This window comes from Roseovarius sp. PS-C2, assembly GCF_018862045.1.
In the GTDB taxonomy this organism is placed as follows: domain Bacteria; phylum Pseudomonadota; class Alphaproteobacteria; order Rhodobacterales; family Rhodobacteraceae; genus Roseovarius.
This window is the reverse complement of sequence record NZ_JAHKSQ010000001.1, coordinates 281558-297967: the sequence shown is the minus strand read 5'-3', so window position 1 is coordinate 297967 and position 16410 is coordinate 281558. Positions and strand designations below refer to the sequence as shown.

Genomic DNA, 16410 nt, shown 5'->3' with positions numbered 1-16410 from the left:
AATGTGCGGTGGCGGGCACGTTCCGCATGGTGGGAAAGGACGATTGCAACATGAGTGACCCATTGGTGCTGTTGCCGGCGATGATGTGCGACGCACGGGTGTTCGGCCCGCAGATCGCGGCGCTGAGCACCGATTGCGCGATCACGGTGGCGCCGGTGACCGGGGGAGAGCGGATCGAGGAGATCGCCTCGGGGCTGCTGGACCTGCTGCCGCGCAAATTCGCGCTGGCGGGGCTGTCGATGGGGGGCATCGTTGCGATGGAGGTTCTGCGGCGCGCGCCCGAACGGGTGACGCGGATTGCGCTGATGGACACGAACTCACTGGCCGAAACCCCGCAAACGGCGGCCAATTACGAACCGGCGATCATCAAGCTGCGCTCGGGGCAGTTGCGCGGGGCGGTCGAGGCCCTGCTGCCCCCCGAGGCGCTGGCCGATGGGCCGGACCGGGCGGATATCATGGCGATGGTCCTGGATATGGCCGATCATGTGGGCGAGACGGCGATCATCCGGCAGATCCGGGCGTTGCAGCGGCGGCGCGATTACCAGTCGGTTCTGCGCCGCTGCAAGGTGCCCGCGCTGGTGCTGTGCGGCGCGCAGGACGCGCTGACCCCGGTGAAACGGCACAGTTTCCTGGCCGACCTGATCCCCTATGCCAATCTGGAGGTGATCGACGGCGCGGGGCATTTGCCGCCGCTCGAGGCCCCGGCGGCCACCATCGCGGCGCTGGAGGGCTGGCTGAAACAGCCCTATGTCCTGCAAACCCGTGCCGATGCCTGACACCGAACCACCGGCGGACTGGCTGGTGCGGCTGCGCCGGATACGCCGCAAGGTGCAGATCTGGACCGGGCGCAACCTGCCGCCCGGAGTGCGGCTACTGGCCGGGCTTGTATTGATGGCCGGGGGCGTTCTGGGCTTTTTGCCGGTGGTGGGATTTTGGATGTTCCCGCTCGGCATGGCCGTGGCGGCATTGGATGTGGTGCCGGTCTGGCGCTGGTTGCGGGGGCGGCGCAAAGGCGGAACACCGCCACGAGAGTGAGCTTCGCTTCGCGCCCGCCGCTGCCTTTCTTCTTGCCGGAAATATCCGGGGGGTGAAGAGCGTCCCGGAAACGATCCGGTGGATCGTTTCAGCCCCGAACGGGCGGAGCCCCGGACAGGCCCAAAGGGCGGTGGGGGCAGGGGCCCCTTATGCCCACCCGTCAGGGTAATGCGTCAGGCGGCGGCGTTCTTGTTGGCGGCTTTCTTGGCCTTGTCCTTGGCCTTGCGCGGCTTGGTGCGGTTGCGCGCGGCGGGGGCTTCGGAATTGGCGTCGATGAAATCCAGCACCAGCGGGCGGATGTTGTTGCGCCAGCTGCGGCCCGCGAAGATGCCGTAATGGCCGGCGTCGGGTTCCAGGTGGCTGGCCTTTTTCTCGTCGGGCAGGCCGGTCAGCAGGTCGAGCGCGGCGACGCATTGGCCGGGAGCCGAGATATCGTCCTTGGTGCCTTCGACGGTCTTGACCGCGACGCTGGTGATCGCGCCCATGTCGACCTTGTGGCCGTTGACGACGAATTCGTTCTTCGCGATTTCCAGCCCCTTGAAGATACGCTCGACCGTGGAAAGGTAGAATTCGGCGGTCATGTCCATCACGGCGAGGTATTCGTCGTAGAACTTGTTATGCGGGTCGCGGTCGCTGGCTTCGCCGCGGGCGACGCGCATGATCTGGTCCGAAAACGCCTTGGCGTGGCGGTCGGCGTTCATCGAGATGAACGAGGACAGTTGCAACAGGCCCGGATAGACCTGACGCCCCACGCCCTTGTATTTGTGACCGACGCGCTGGATCATGGTTTCCTCGAGCTGGCCCATGGTCACGCGATTGCCGAAATCGGTAACGTCGGTTGGGGTGGCGTCGGGGTCGATGGGGCCGCCGATCAGGGTCAGCGAGCGGGGTTGCGCCTCGGGTTCCAGCTCGGCCAGGTAGGCGGTGGCGGCCAGCGTCAGCGGCGCGGGCTGGCAGACGGCGATCACGTGCAGGTCGCTGCCCAGTGTGCGCATGAAATCCATCAGGTAGAGGGTGTAATCCTCGATATCGAACTTGCCCGCCGATACGGGAATGTCGCGGGCGTTGTGCCAGTCGGTGACATAGACCTCGCAATCGGGCAGGAGCGAGCGCACGGTCGAGCGCAGGAGCGTGGCGTAGTGCCCCGACATCGGCGCCACCAGCAGCACGCGGCGGTCCATTTCATCGCGGCCCATCACGTCGAAATGGATCAGGTCGCCGAAGGGGCGTTCGACCACGGTTTCGACATTGACCAGGTGGTCGCGCCCGTCTTCGCCGGTGATCGATTCGATCCCCCAGTCGGGTTTGGTGACCATGCGCTGAAAGGTGCGTTCTGTCACTTCGCCCCAAGCGGCCATCCATTGCAAAGCAGGGTTTGGCGTCATCGCGAAAACGGGATAGGATGCAAAGGACAGGGCCGATGCGCCCATCCATTGATTGGCATTCCGGAGGGTTTCCATCCAGTCGTAATTCATCATGTGGCGCATCGTAATCTCCTTGTTACACCGGGCTTTCCGGTCGATTGCGCCACTTTTATCCTCCGGTTGGCGGCGCAATGCTGCACAGCAGAAACTTAGAAGGGATTTAAGCATATGGCAACAAAAGAGGAGGTCGCAGGTGAAAATCTTGAACGGATGAACGAGAATTTGGCCCGCGTGGAGGAGTTGTCACAGCGTTTGATCAGTGTGTTGTCGGAGCGCAATCCGGCTAATCCCACGCTGGGTGGCCCGTCGCAGGATCTGTTCGCCAAGGCGGCCACGTCCTATTGGTCGGAGATGCTGGAAAATCCCGGCCGTATCTATGAAAGGCAGTTGGAATACTGGGGCAAGTCGGTGCGCCATTTCATGGAGGCGCAGCAGCAGATGTTTCAGGGGCATGGCGCCGAAACCGCCCCGCAGGATGAGGACGATCCGCTGAAGGACGACAAGCGGTTTTCCAACCCGCTGTGGCAGACCCATCCGTTTTTTCATTACATCAAGCATCAATACGCCCTGAATGCCCGCGCCATCGAGGAGGCGGTGCAGGAGATCGACGATCTGGACGCGGTGGAAAAACGCCGGCTGGAGTATTTCTCGCGCCAGATCATCGACATGATGAGCCCGACGAATTTTCTGGGCACGAACCCGGATGCGCTGGAAAAGGCGGTCGCGACCGAGGGCGAAAGCCTTGTGCGGGGGCTGGAAAACCTCGTGGCCGATCTGGAGGCCAATAACGGCGAAATGCTGGTGCGCCTGGCGGACGACAAGGCGTTCGAACTGGGAGGCAACATCGCCACGACGCCCGGTGAGGTCGTGTACCGCAACCGGATGATGGAAGTGATCCAGTATGCCCCGGCCACCGAACAGGTGCATGCGACGCCGATCGTGATCTTCCCGCCCTGGATCAACAAGTTCTACATTCTCGATCTCAAGGCGCAGAACAGCCTGATCAAATGGGTCACCGAGCAGGGCTATACCCTGTTCGTGGTCAGTTGGGTGAACCCGGATGCGTCCTATGCCGATGTGGGCATGGAGGATTACATCGAAGAGGGGTTCCTGACCGCGATCCGCGAGGTCAAGGCGATTTGCGGGGTCAAGCAGGTGAATGCGGTGGGTTATTGCATCGCGGGCACCACCCTGCACCTGGTGCTGGCGCTGATGGCCAAGCGCGGCGACAAGTCGGTGAAATCCGCCACGTTCTTTACCGCGCTCACGGATTTTTCCGAACAGGGAGAGTTCACGCCGTTCCTGCAGGACGATTTCGTCGACGGGATCGAGGCAGAGGTGGCCGAACAGGGGGTGCTGCGATCCTTTATCATGTCGCGCACGATGTCGTTCCTGCGCTCGAACGATCTGGTCTATCAGCCCGCCGTGCGCAGCTACATGATGGGCGAGGCGCCGCCCGCCTTCGATCTGCTCTACTGGAACGGGGACGGGTCGAACCTGCCGGGGCGGATGACGGTCGAATATCTGCGCCTGCTGTGCCAGCAGAACGCCTTTATCGAGGGCGGGGTCGAATTTTGCGGCGAGCGGCTTCATATCAGCGATGTGACGATCCCGCTGATGTCGGTGACCTGCGAGACCGACCATATCGCGCCGTGGCGGGATTGCTATCGCGGCTTCCGGCAGACCGGGGCGAAGGACCGGACATTCATCGTATCGCAATCGGGCCATATCGCCGGGATCGTGAACCCGCCGTCGAAAAAGAAATACGGCCATTACACCAACGCCGACCTGAGCGGCGACGCCGCCGCCTGGATGGAGGGCGCGAAGTTTCACGAAGGGTCGTGGTGGCCCCGGTGGGAGGCCTGGCTGCGCAAGCGGTCGGGCAAGAAAGTTGACGCTAGGGAACCCGGCGATTCGCAGCATCCGCCATTGGCGCCCGCGCCGGGAACCTATGTGCGAAAGAAGGCAAGTGTCTGATATCGGGGCATTTCCAGAAAAATGCTGCACCGCAGAAAAAGAGGGTTGATTTTCTGCGGTGCAGCATGCATATTCCTCGCAGATGCAGAAAAGCGGGATCCTCCCGTGGACCAGCAAAACCGAGGAACTACCAATGGCCAAAGCACAAGATTTCACCACCGTCATGAAAGACATCATGGGCGCATTCCCCGTCGACACCAAGGCGATGGAAGACGCGTTCAAGAACCAGGCCGCCCTGAGCGAAAAGCTGTCGGGTGTTGCCCTGGACGCCGCTGAAAAGTCGGCTGAACTGTCCAGCAAATGGACCAAGGAAACCCTGGCGAAGATGTCGGACATGACCAAAGCCAAGGCAGAGCCTGCCGATTATGCCAAAGCGATGACCGATTTCGCATCGGCCAACGCCGAAGTGGCTGCCGAAAACATGGCTGCCTTTGCCGAAATCGCCAAGAAAGTTCAGATGGACACCGTCGAACTGATGATGGCTGCCGGCAAAGACCTGCAGGAAGACGCCGCAAAGGCCGTCAAGAAAGCCACCGACGACGCAACGGCGGCTGCCAAGAAAGCCACCGCCGCCAAGTAAGCGTGGTGTGAACATACGGTTCGATCCATCCTCCCTGATCGGCCGGTATGACAGGGGCGGGCCCATAGAGGCCCGCCCTTTCTTTTTGTGCTGCACTGGCATAAGCTATGCTGCAGCGCTGAAACATGGGAGGATCGCGACGTGGCCGACACCGAAAAGCCGTTGCTGATCAAACGCTACGCCAGCCGGCGTTTATACAATACCGAAACGTCCGATTACGTGACGCTGGACGATATCGCCGAGTTCATCCGGCTGGGCCGCGAGGTGCAGATCATCGACCTCAAATCCGGCGACGACCTGACCCGGCAATACCTGTTGCAGATCATCGCCGAGCACGAAAGCCGGGGCGACAATGTCCTGCCGATCAACGTGCTGACCGATCTGGTGCGCAGTTACACCAATCAGGCCACCAGCGTGGTGCCCGATTTCCTGGCTGCCAGTTTCGAGATGCTGCGCGAGGGGCAATCGGCCATGGTCGAGAACATGACCAAGGGCAACCCGCTGGCCAGCATGCCGGGCATGGACGCCATGCGCGCCCAGCAGGAAGCCTTTCTGAAGGCGATGACCGGAGGGTTCGGCGGCATGACGAGCGCCCCTGCGCGCGAGGACGAGGCCAAGGACGAGGATCGGGAAGACCTCGACGCCATTCGCAAGCAGCTGTCGGAGTTGCAGGACAAGCTGTCGAAGATGAACAAGTAACGCCGGCATGGTCGATAGTCCGGGCCGGATAACCCTGTGGGGGATCGAAGTGTTCATGGCCGCGGCGGATGAACGCTCGATCTCGGCGGCGGCGAAACGTCTGGGGGCCAGTCCTTCGGCGGTCAGCCAGCAATTGACCAATCTCGAAGGCGCGGTCGGGGCCACGTTGCTGCAGCGCAACGCGCGGCCCGTGCGCCTGACGCCTGCGGGCGAGATCATGAAGCGCCACGCGCAAGTGATCCTGAACGAGGCCACGCAGGCCCGCGCCGAACTGGCGATGTCGGACCTGTCGATGCTGACGCGGTTCCGCCTTGGCATGATCGAGGATTTCGAGGCCGACGTGACCCCGCGCCTGCTGACCCATATGGCCGACGAATTGCGCGGCTGCCAGTTCCTGCTGGAAACCGGGGCCAGCCATTACCTGTACGATCTGCTGGACCAGCGCGCGCTCGACGTGATCGTGGCCGCCGATCTGGGGGCGGGGAGCGATTGGGCCGAGGTGCATGCGCTGCTGCGCGAGGGGTTCGTGGCGGCCGTGCCGAAGGGGGCGATCGACCAGGGGGGCGACGTGCTGCGCCAGCTCAAGCGCCTGCCGCTGGTGCAATACACGCAGCGCCATTACATGGGCCGACTGGTCAGCGCGCATCTGACGCGGCAGAATCTGACCTTGCGCCACCGCTTCGAGATCGACAGCTATCACGCGACGCTGGCGCTGGTGGGGCAAGGCTCGGGCTGGAGTATCCTGCCGCCGCTGGCGCTGATGCGGGCGCAGCGCTTTGCCGATCAGATCGACGTGATGGAACTGCCGTTCGAACCGCTGACCCGCACGATCAGCCTGATGGCGCGCAAGGATATTCTGGGCGAGATGCCGGCGCAGGTCGCCGGTACCTTGCGACCCATCCTGCAAGAGCGGATCGTGACCCCCGCCATCGCTACGCACCCGTTTCTGGCCGACAGCCTGACGCTGCTGTGATGCGCCTGTTTCAGGTGCCGTAGGCCAGCGTTTCGCCCATCACGTCGTTTGCCGCCTGGACCAGCGCATCGGCGATCAGGTCCAGTTCGGGCCGGGTGAGGCGTGCGGGCAGGCGGGCGTCGCAGGCGCGCATCAGCATGGCGCGGGTGCGGGGCAGATCGCCCGGCGCTTCGGGCAGGAACTGCCAGTTCCAGAAGGCGCGTGCGTTGTCGGTGGACAGCCCGAACACCTGCACCTTGACGCCCCGTTCGGCGGCGGCGGCGGCAAAGGCGCGTGTGTCCTCATCGCTCATGTTCACGAGGTTGAACTGGATCGAATCCGGTGCGCGCTCTTCGGGGGTGAGCTTGTCGGGGATGTTCAGCCAGGGCGAGGCATTCAGTTGCGCCGCGACATAATCGTGGTTCGAGCGCCCGTCGCGGACCCGGCGGGGGATTTCGGCAATCTGCGGGCGGATGATGGCGGCGCTGAGATTGTTCATGCGCAGATTATAGAGCGGCAACCGGTTCTGCCATGTGCCGAAAGCCGCACGCAGGGCGTTATCGCCGCCCTTGATGTGTTTGGACCAGTTATGTTCATACGCGCCAGACATGATGACGGCGCGGGCGATCAGATCGGCATCGTCGGTGACCATGATCCCGCCCTCACCGGCATTGACCAGCTTGTAGGACTGGAAGCTGAAACAGCCGATATTGCCGATCGTGCCGATATTGCGGCCCGCCCATGTGGTGCCGAGTGAATGCGCGGCGTCTTCGATCACCGGGATGTCGCGGGCGGTGCACAGCTCCATGATGGCGTCCATGTCGCTGGTATGGCCGCGCATGTGGCTGATGATGACCGCCTGCACATTGTCCAGTCTGGCGGTGAAATCGTCGATGTCGATGCGGTAATTCTCGCCCACTTCGCACAGCACCGGGATGCAATCGGCATGCACCACCGAGGACGGCACGGCGGCGAAGGTGAAACCGGGGATCAATACCCGTGCATCGCGCGGCAGGCCGAGCGCCTTGAGCGACAGGAACAGCGCCGCCGAACAGGACGAGACCGCCAGCGCGTATTTGCTGCCCAGATGATCGGCGAACTCCTGCTCGAGCAATGTGACGGGGGCGTTTTCCGGCGCGGTATAGCGGAACAGATCGCCCGATTGCAGCATCCGGTCGATTTCGGCGCGGGCGGCTTCGGGGATGGCTTCGGCGTCATAGACATTGGGCGGCAGGGTCATTTCTTCGGCTTTCCTGAAGTGTCTTTTCGGAAAACCTAAAACAAAAGAGGGTAATTCCAAAGCGAAAATTCTGTGACAGGCTGACGCGCCTGATGGGCACGGGCGCCCGAAATAGGGGCGCCCGTGGAGTTCGCAAGTGGTGATTTATGTCATTGAAATAGTCACTTAGCGGGTTTGGGGCGACGACCCCAGAAAGAAATCAGAGATCATCGCATTGCGCGACACGCCGCCGTTGCGGCCAGTGTTCAACGCCTCGTCAACAACGCGGCGGCTTTGGGACGGGCCGTAGTCACCGATCAGAACCTGGTGGCCCAGTTTCTGGGCCACGTCGATTTCGTGCAGTTCCGCCGCGCTGAGTGATTGGAAACTGGCCTTGCTGATCTGGCGAGGCAGGTTCTGGGCCTCGATGCGCTCCATCGCGCTGACGGGCAGGGCCGCTGCGGTCAGGGTGGCGCCAATGATCAGGCCAAGGAAGCGGCGGGTCGGGGTGAGTGTTGCGTTGGTCATGTCGGTCTCCTTTTCGGTTTCGATGACGGTTAGCTACGAATGTTCCGGTCCGATGCCAAAACACAACTCATACACGCGCCGGTGAGAGAGAGCGTGATCGTTCCTGCGCTCTCCGATGCGTGAACGGGGCGTGGGGGAGGGCGGGCCGTGGCCGGATGCAGGCAGGCAAGGGATTTCGCCGCGCGGCCCTGAGGTGCGGGCCGCTTGCCCGTGCGGGTTTTCAGGACATACGGGCCGGGAAAACACAAGGCGGACACGAGGCGGAGAGCGCGGTGTGAGCCTGTTTTGCGGGCCGGAAACGGGCGCGGCGGAGTGATTTGGGGCGGTTCAGACGCCCATCCGGTCGCGCATCGCGTACCATGTCATCGCCAGCACCAGCAGCGGCGAGCGCAGGGCGCTGCCGCCGGGAAAGCGGGGGGCGGGCACGCGCGAGAGTGTGTCGAACCCTTCGGCCTGTCCGGCGATGGCGTCGGCCATCAGCTTGCCCGCATGGGTTGCGGTGCCCACACCGTGCCCGGAATAGCCCGAGGCCGACAGCATGTTGGGCCCAAGCCGCGCCAGATAGGGCATGCGTTTCATGGTGATGCCAAGGGTGCCGCCCCAGGTGTAGTCGAAACGCACGTCGCGCAGGTGGGGGAAAATCTGGCTCATGGGGTTGCGCACGGTCGCGCCGATGTCGGACGGAAAGCGGTAGCCATAGCTTTCGCCGCCGCCGAAGAGCAGACGATTGTCGTGGCTGAGGCGGAAATAGTTGACCACGAACTTGGTGTCGGCCACGGCGATGTCGCGGGCCAGAACGCGGGCGGTGTCTTCGCCCAATGGTTCGGTTGCGGCGATGAAATTGTTGATCGGCATGACACGGGCGGCGACCTTGCGATCCAGACCGCCGAGGTATCCGTTGCAGGCCAGAATGACGTGATCGGCTGTCACGGCGCCCTTGTCGGCCTGCACGCGGGCGGGCTGGCCCTTGTTGACCTGCGCCACCAGCGTGTTTTCGTATATCCGCACCCCCGCATCGCGCGCGGCACGGGCCAGCCCGAGCGCGTAGTTCAGCGGGTGCAGATGCGCCGCCGTCATGTCGAGCGTGCCGCCCACATAGCGCGGCGAGGGGCAGATCGCCTGTGCCGCGTCGCGATCCAGCTTTTCCAATGCGGTATAGCCGTAGCGCGCGGCCAGATGATCGGCATAGGCGTGTTCGGATTCGACCTCGCGCGGGGTGAAGCACATATGCGCGATGCCGGGTTTCAGATGGCAGTCGATGGCGTGTTTCGCGATCAGGGACTTGACCAGATCCTTGGCGTCCTCGGCCAGATCCCACAGTTTCGCGGCATCGTCGGGGCCGACAAGCCGCTCCAGCCAGTCCTGTTCCATCCGCTGCCCCGAGCCCAACTGACCGCCATTGCGCCCCGACGCGCCGAAGCCCACGCGATGCGCTTCGAGCAGCACCACGTCATAGCCGCGTTCGGCCAGATGCAGCGCCGCCGACAGCCCCGTATAGCCCGCGCCAACGATGCAGACATCGGCCTTTTCCTGCCCGCGCAGGGGGGCGAAGGCGGGCAGGTCGTTGGCGGTGGCGGCGTACCAACTGGGCGGATACCGGCCCTGACGGTCATTGGCGAAGAGCAGGTTCATGGCTTTGTCCCGGCAAAAGACTTGCGGTGGTGCGGGCGTATGGCCCGTTCAGACGTTCAACAGCAGGTGCTCGCGCTCCCAGGGGCTGATGACCTGCAGGAATTCCTCGTATTCGGCGCGTTTGACGATGGCATAGACGCGCGCGAAGTCCGGTCCGAGAAGATCGTGCAGGTCGGTGGCGTTGTCGAACATGTCGAGCGCCGTGCCGAGAACGCGGGGAATGTCGGCCTCGCCCGCATAGGCATCGCCCTTGAATTCCCCGTCCGGGGTTTCCTGGTTCATGATGCCCAGAAGGCCGCAGGCCAGGCTGGCGGCGATCCCCAGATACGGGTTGCAATCCATCCCGGCCAAGCGGTTTTCCACGCGGCGCGCTTCGGGCGGGGCGAGCGGTACGCGGATGCCGGTGGTGCGATTGTCGCGCGCCCAGGCGAGATTGATCGGCGCGGCGTGGTCCTTGACGTAGCGGCGGTACGAGTTGACGTAGGGCGCGAGCACGGCGATCGCGTCGGGCAGGTGTTTCTGCAGCCCGCCGATGAAGTGATAGAACATCTCGGTTTCGTTGCCGTCCTTGTCCGAGAACAGGTTCTCGCCGGTCTTGGCGTCGAGGATCGAGTGATGCACATGCATCGAACTGCCCGGTTCGTCCTCGATCGGTTTGGCCATGAAGGTGGCGAAACAGTCGTGCTTCAGGGCCGCCTCGCGGATCAGCCGTTTGAAGAAGAACACCTCGTCAGCCAGTTTGACCGGGCTGCCGTGGCGCAGGTTGATTTCCAACTGCCCTGCGCCGCCCTCCTGCGTGATGCCGTCGATCTCGAAGCCCTGCGCCTCGGCGAAATCATAGATGTCGTCGATGACGGGGCCGAACTCGTCGACGGCGGTCATCGAATAGGCCTGACGCGCCGCGGCGGGGCGGCCCGAGCGGCCCATCATCGGCTCGATTTCCTTGGCCGGGTCCAGATTGCGGGCCACGAGGAAGAATTCCATTTCCGGGGCGACCACGGGTTTCATGCCGCGTTCGTGGTACATCTCGACCACGCGCCTGAGCACGTTGCGCGGGGCAAAGGGAATGGGGCTGCCGTCGCGGTCGAAGGCGTCGTGAATCACCTGAAGCGTCCAGTCGCCGGTCCACGGCGCGGCGGTGGCGGTGGTCATGTCGGGGCGCAGGATCATGTCGCGCTCGATGAACCCCTCTTCGCCCGCGGCTTCGCCCCAGTCGCCGGTGATCGTCTGGTAGAAGATCGAATCGGGCAGGTGGAAATGCTGCTGGCGCGCGAACTTGCTGGCGGGAACGGCCTTGCCGCGGGCGATGCCGGGCAGGTCGGCGACGATGCATTCCACCTCGTCGAGGCGGCGGCCTTCGAGATAGGCCTGCGCCGGGTCGGGCAGGGTGTTGATCCAGTCGGACATTTCAGGACTCCCGCTTGAAAAAGGCGGCCATGCGCGCGGCGATGGCGTCATTGGCGATTGGGTCGGACAGGCGGTTTCGGGCCGCGTCCAGTTGGGCATCGGGCACCACGCCACGGCCCCGGTGGTCGATCAGTTGTTCGATCATGCGCGCGGTGAATTCGGGGTGCGGCTGGATCGTCCAGATCCGATCATCATAGATCAGCGCGGCATTTTCGCAGAAATCGGACGAGCCGACGACGCGTGCGCCTTCGGGCAGGTCCACGACCTGATCCTGATGCCAGGCGTTGAGCGGCAGCGTCCGGCCCTCGATCCGGTATTCCGTCGGGCCCACAGACCAGCCGCCGGGAAACTTGACGACCTTGCCGCCAAGCGCCTGCGCGATGATCTGATGGCCGAAGCAGACGCCGATCATGGGCCGCCCGTCGGCATAGACGGCGCGGATGAACTCTTCCAGCGGCGCGATCCAGTCGTGATCCTCGTAAGCCCCGTGTTTGGAGCCGGTGATCAGCCAGCCATCCGCCGCATCGGGGCTGTCGGGAAACTCGTTGTCGACCACGCTCCATGTGGCGAAGTCGAACCCGTGCCCATCCAGAAGGCGCGCGAACATGGTGTCGTAATCGCCCAGTTCGCCCAGCACGATATCGGGGGCGTGGCCGGTTTGAAGGATGCCGATCTTCATGGGGTCTCCATAATTTGATCAAATTAAGGCTAGCGCAGCGCGGCGGGCGCGGCAAGCCCTTTCAGTTCAGCGTGGCGGTGGCCCGAAGGCAAGGGGTTACACCGTTTCCAGATAGGTTTTCCACCACGCCTCGTGCGGGATGCTCGACATGGCGGAAAGTTCCTGCCGCTTGGTCATCACCAGGTTGCGGATCAGGCCCGACGGCAGGATGCGCGCGATCAGGTCCGAGGCTTCGAAGCGGTCGATGGCGGTTTGCCAGTCGGCGGCGAGGCCGGGCAGGTTCAGGTCATAGGCGTTGCCGGTGATCGGGGCGGGGGGTGTCATGGCGTCTTCGATCCCGGCCAGGGCCGCGCCGAGGATGGCGGCGAAGCTGAGATAGGGGTTGATGTCGCCGCCCGCGACGCGGTGTTCGATGCGCCGCGCGGCGGGTGGCCCGCCGGGGATGCGAATGGCCGCCGTGCGGTTTTCATAGGCCCAGGCCGCGCCGGTGGGGGCATGGGCGCCGGGCACCAGCCGGTCATAGCTGTTGGCATGCGGCGCGAACAGCAGCGTCGCGGGCGGCATCCCCGCAAGGCATCCCGCCACGGCGGCGCACAGGGTGTCGGTGCCTGCCGGGCCGCCATCGTCGAACACGTTGCGCCCGTCGCCGTCCAGCACCGAGAAATGCATGTGCATCCCGTTGCCCGCATCCTCATCGAAGGGTTTGGCCATGAAGGTCGCGGCAAAGCCGTGGCGGCGCGCGAGCCCCTTGATCAAGGCCTTGAAAAGCCAAGTGTCATCGGCGGCGCGCAGCGCGTCCTGATGATCGAGCGTGACCTCGAACTGGCCGATTCCGGCCTCGATCGTGGCGGTCTGGGCCGGGATGCCCATGGCCGCACAGCCCTCGTACAGCGCGGTCAGGAAATCGTCGAAGGAGTCCATCTGCGACATCGACAGGATGCCCGGCGCATCCAGCCGCCGCCCCGAGCGCGGGCTGCGCACATGCTTGAGCGCATCGCCGCTGTCGTCGACCAGCGTGAATTCCAGTTCGGTCGCGGCCATCACCTGCCAGCCGCGCGCGGCATAGCGATCCAGCACCGCCTCCAGCGCATGGCGCGGGTCGCCGTCAAACGGCGTGCCGTCCTCGTGATACATGGTCATCGGGATCAGGGGCTGCGGCGCGTTCAACCAGGGCAGGGGCACCGGCCCGCGCCCGGTGGGGCGCAGCACGCCATCGGCGTCGCCGGTTTCGAAGACCAGCGGCGAATTCTCGATATCCGCGCCGAAGATGTCCACGTTCAGAACCGAAAGCGGCATGCGCACCGCGCCGCTGTCGAGCTTGGCGGCATAGTCGCCGGGCACACGCTTGCCGCGCATCTGTCCGTTCAGGTCGCAGGCGGCGACACGGATCGTGGGATAGTCTGACAGTTCCATTACGGCGGCTCCTGATACGGGATCGCGCAAAGGCTAGCCCAGGGTGCGCCGGGATGCCACAATAATTTGATCAAAATATTTTCGCCGTCCGGCGCGCCGGTATCACGTCGGTATCGTGTCGGTATTCCGCCGGTGCGCGATGGCAAAAAAAACAGGGGCCGCGGCCCCTGCTTCTTCTTGCCGGAAATATCCCGGGGGAGTCGCCGCTTGCGGCGGCGGGGGCAGCGCCCCCGTCCTAAAGCTCGATCGCCTGCATCACCTCCGGTTCGATCACATCGACGCCGGGCAGGGCGCGCGCCAGTTCCTCGGCGGATTGTTCGAGGATCGGGAAGGTCTTGTAATGGCATGGGACGACCGTCTTGAAATCAAAGAACGTCTTTGCCGCATAGGCCGCGCGTTTCATGTCCATGGTGAAATACCCGCCTGCACAGAGGATACCGATATCGGGGTGGTGCAGGTCGTTGAATACCTTCATGTCGGCCATCACGTCGGTATCGCCGGACAGGTAGATCGTGTGCCCTTCGCCCGCGATCATGTAGCCGCATTCGGTGCCCATCACCTGCGGGCCGTTTTCGGTTCCGACCGAGTTGGAATGCACCGCGTTCACCATCGTCAGCATCACGCCGCCCAGATCGACCGTGCCGCCCTTGTTGAAGCCCACGGTTTCGATCCCGGCATGTTTTTCCCAATGCGACATCAGGTCGAACTGGCCGACCACCGGCACGCCGAGCTCTTTCGACAGTCGGGGAAGGTCGCCCGCATGGTCGAAATGCGCATGGGTCAGCACGATATGCGTCGCCCCGTCGAGCGCGGCCTTGTGCTGATCCGGCTCCAGCATCGGATTGCCGGTCAGCCACGGGTCGATCAGCAGGACCAGCCCGCCGATTTCCAGCCGGAAGGAGGCATGTCCAAGCCATGTGAGTTTCATGTCCGTCTCCTATTGTTGTCCGATCTCACCCTAGCATGGCTGCGGCGGGGGAAAAGGCCCGCCATATGCTTGCGCCGCCCGTATCCGGGCGCTAAACGCTGGTGCGAATGGAAAACGGAGATTGATGCATGTCGATCGACAAGGACACCGCCGCCAAGGTGGCCAAGCTGGCCCGCATTCGCGTCGAAGAAGACGCGCTGCCGGCCCTGGCGCAGGAATTCAACGATATCCTCGGCTTTATCGAGCAACTGGCCGAGGTCGATGTCGAGGGCGTCGAGCCGATGACCGGCGTCACCCCGATGCGCCTGAAGCGGCGCGAGGATGTGGTGACCGAAGGCGGCATGCCCGACAAGATCCTGTCGAACGCGCCCGATGCGCGCGAGGGGTTCTTTGCAGTGCCGAAGGTGGTGGAATAATGTCTGAACTGAGCAAGCTGACCATCTCTGCCGCGCGGGACGCGCTGCGCAAGGGCGACGTGACCAGCCTCGAGCTGACCGAGTCCTGCCTGTCGGACATCGAGGGTGCGGGCGCGCTGAACGCGTTCGTTCACCACACGCCCGATCTGGCGCGGGAACAGGCCAAAGCCGCCGATGAACGTATCAAGGGCGGCGATGCGCCGGATATGTGCGGCATCCCCCTTGGCATCAAGGATCTGTTCTGCACCAAGGGTGTGCCCAGCCAGGCCGCAAGCGCCATCCTCAACGGCTTTCGGCCCGAATATGAATCGACCGTCACGCAGAACCTGTTCGATGCCGGGGCGGTGATGCTGGGCAAGCTGAACATGGACGAATTCGCCATGGGCAGTTCCAACGAAACCTCGTGCTATGGCAACGCGGTGAACCCGTGGCGGCGTGGCAATGACGAGGCGGCGCTGACGCCGGGCGGATCGTCCGGTGGCTCGGCCAGTGCCGTGGCGGCTGATCTGTGCCTTGCGGCGACCGGCACCGATACCGGCGGCTCGATCCGCCAGCCCGCGGCCTTCACCGGCATCACGGGGATCAAGCCGACCTATGGGCGCTGTTCGCGGTGGGGGGTCGTGGCCTTCGCCAGTTCACTGGATCAGGCGGGTCCGATGACCAAGGATGTGCGCGACGCCGCCATCATGCTCGAGGCAATGTGCAGCCATGACCCGAAGGATTCGACCTCGGTCGATATTCCGGTGCCGGATTTCGAGGCGATGCTGACCGGCGACGTCAAGGGCAAGGTGATCGGCATTCCCCGTGAATACCACATGGAGGGCATGCCCGAAGAGATCGAGAAACTGTGGTCGGACGGGACGGCGATGCTCAGGGACGCGGGTGCGGAAATCCGCGACATTTCCCTGCCGCACACGAAATATGCCTTGCCCGCCTATTACGTGATCGCCCCCGCCGAGGCGTCTTCGAATCTCGCGCGCTATGACGGGGTGCGGTATGGCCACCGCGCGAAGCTGGAGCAGGGCGACGGCATCACCGAGATGTACGAGAAAACCCGTGCCGAGGGCTTTGGCGACGAGGTCAAGCGCCGCGTGATGGTGGGCACCTATGTGCTGTCCGCCGGGTTCTACGACGCCTATTACAACCGTGCCCGCAAGGTGCGCACCCTGATCAAGCGCGATTTCGAGCAGGTGTTCGCCGATGGTGTGGACGCGATCCTGACCCCGGCAACCCCGTCGGCGGCCTTCGGTTTGGGCGAGATGAAGGATGCCGATCCGGTTCAGATGTATCTCAACGACGTGTTCACCGTCACCGTGAACCTTGCCGGGCTGCCGGGTATTGCGGTGCCTGCGGGGCTGGACAAGCAGGGCCTCCCCCTGGGGCTGCAACTGATCGGGCGGCCCTGGGAAGAGGGCGATTTGCTGAATACAGCCTATGCGCTTGAACAGGCTGCCGGTTTTGTGGCCAAACCCGGCAAATGGTGGTAAGCAACCGATCAAAAGCTTCCGACGGCAGGACAAA

16 protein-coding genes are annotated in these 16410 nt (G+C 63.8%); 8 read left to right on the top strand and 8 right to left on the bottom strand.

Annotated features, from left to right (window positions below; genetic code table 11):
* The first annotated feature begins 50 nt into the window (after positions 1-50).
* Entirely contained in the window at positions 51-776 is a 726-nt protein-coding gene (locus tag KPG71_RS01450; RefSeq protein ID WP_216336210.1) for an alpha/beta fold hydrolase, read from the top strand.
* Positions 769-1035 carry a hypothetical protein gene (locus KPG71_RS01445; RefSeq protein WP_216336209.1) on the top strand — a complete coding sequence of 89 codons (267 nt, stop codon included), beginning with the start codon at positions 769-771 and terminating at the stop codon, positions 1033-1035. The genes KPG71_RS01450 and KPG71_RS01445 overlap by 8 nt, the downstream gene beginning before the upstream one ends.
* A 173-nt stretch (positions 1036-1208) precedes the next feature.
* Here KPG71_RS01445 and phaZ read toward each other — a convergent pair whose 3' ends face one another.
* Positions 1209-2522, bottom strand: a complete 1314-nt coding sequence (phaZ, locus tag KPG71_RS01440; protein WP_216336208.1) for a polyhydroxyalkanoate depolymerase — start codon at positions 2520-2522, stop codon at positions 1209-1211.
* Between the two features lie 105 nt (positions 2523-2627).
* Between phaZ and KPG71_RS01435 the strand changes: the two genes are divergently transcribed.
* The 4 genes from KPG71_RS01435 (at position 2628) to KPG71_RS01420 (ending at position 6688) form a co-directional block, all read left to right on the top strand.
* Positions 2628-4436, top strand: coding sequence for an alpha/beta hydrolase (locus KPG71_RS01435; RefSeq protein WP_216336207.1), 1809 nt, complete (start codon positions 2628-2630; stop codon positions 4434-4436).
* Positions 4437-4569: 133 nt separating this feature from the next.
* The gene (locus KPG71_RS01430) at positions 4570-5016 is read left to right on the top strand and encodes a phasin, PhaP (protein ID WP_216336206.1); all 447 of its coding nucleotides are present in this window, start codon (positions 4570-4572) and stop codon (positions 5014-5016) included.
* Positions 5017-5157: 141 nt separating this feature from the next.
* Entirely contained in the window at positions 5158-5715 is a 558-nt protein-coding gene (gene phaR, locus KPG71_RS01425) for a polyhydroxyalkanoate synthesis repressor PhaR (RefSeq protein ID WP_216336205.1), read from the top strand.
* A 7-nt stretch (positions 5716-5722) separates the two neighbouring features.
* Entirely contained in the window at positions 5723-6688 is a 966-nt protein-coding gene (locus KPG71_RS01420) for a LysR family transcriptional regulator (protein ID WP_216336204.1), read from the top strand.
* A 10-nt stretch (positions 6689-6698) separates the two neighbouring features.
* Here the strand turns inward: KPG71_RS01420 and KPG71_RS01415 are convergent, their stop codons facing one another.
* From KPG71_RS01415 to KPG71_RS01385, 7 genes are all read right to left on the bottom strand, one after another.
* Complete coding sequence (locus KPG71_RS01415) at positions 6699-7907, bottom strand: DegT/DnrJ/EryC1/StrS aminotransferase family protein (protein WP_216336202.1); 1209 nt, start codon at positions 7905-7907, stop codon at positions 6699-6701.
* Between the two features lie 165 nt (positions 7908-8072).
* Positions 8073-8414, bottom strand: coding sequence for a hypothetical protein (locus KPG71_RS01410; protein WP_216336200.1), 342 nt, complete (start codon positions 8412-8414; stop codon positions 8073-8075).
* Positions 8415-8741: 327 nt separating this feature from the next.
* Positions 8742-10046, bottom strand: a complete 1305-nt coding sequence (locus KPG71_RS01405) for an FAD-binding oxidoreductase (RefSeq protein ID WP_216336198.1) — start codon at positions 10044-10046, stop codon at positions 8742-8744.
* Between the two features lie 48 nt (positions 10047-10094).
* Entirely contained in the window at positions 10095-11453 is a 1359-nt protein-coding gene (locus tag KPG71_RS01400; RefSeq protein ID WP_216336196.1) for a glutamine synthetase family protein, read from the bottom strand.
* 1 nt (position 11454) lies between these two features.
* The gene (locus KPG71_RS01395) at positions 11455-12132 is read right to left on the bottom strand and encodes a type 1 glutamine amidotransferase (RefSeq protein WP_216336194.1); all 678 of its coding nucleotides are present in this window, start codon (positions 12130-12132) and stop codon (positions 11455-11457) included.
* A 96-nt stretch (positions 12133-12228) separates the two neighbouring features.
* Positions 12229-13545, bottom strand: coding sequence for a glutamine synthetase family protein (locus KPG71_RS01390; protein WP_216336193.1), 1317 nt, complete (start codon positions 13543-13545; stop codon positions 12229-12231).
* Positions 13546-13780: 235 nt separating this feature from the next.
* Complete coding sequence (locus KPG71_RS01385; RefSeq protein ID WP_216336190.1) at positions 13781-14473, bottom strand: metal-dependent hydrolase; 693 nt, start codon at positions 14471-14473, stop codon at positions 13781-13783.
* 128 nt (positions 14474-14601) lie between these two features.
* Between KPG71_RS01385 and gatC the strand changes: the two genes are divergently transcribed.
* Complete coding sequence (gene gatC / locus KPG71_RS01380; RefSeq protein WP_073032697.1) at positions 14602-14889, top strand: Asp-tRNA(Asn)/Glu-tRNA(Gln) amidotransferase subunit GatC; 288 nt, start codon at positions 14602-14604, stop codon at positions 14887-14889.
* On the top strand, positions 14889-16376 hold the full coding sequence (gatA, locus tag KPG71_RS01375; RefSeq protein ID WP_216336188.1) for an Asp-tRNA(Asn)/Glu-tRNA(Gln) amidotransferase subunit GatA: 1488 nt from the start codon (positions 14889-14891) through the stop codon (positions 16374-16376). The genes gatC and gatA overlap by 1 nt, the downstream gene beginning before the upstream one ends.
* Positions 16377-16410 lie beyond the last annotated feature (34 nt).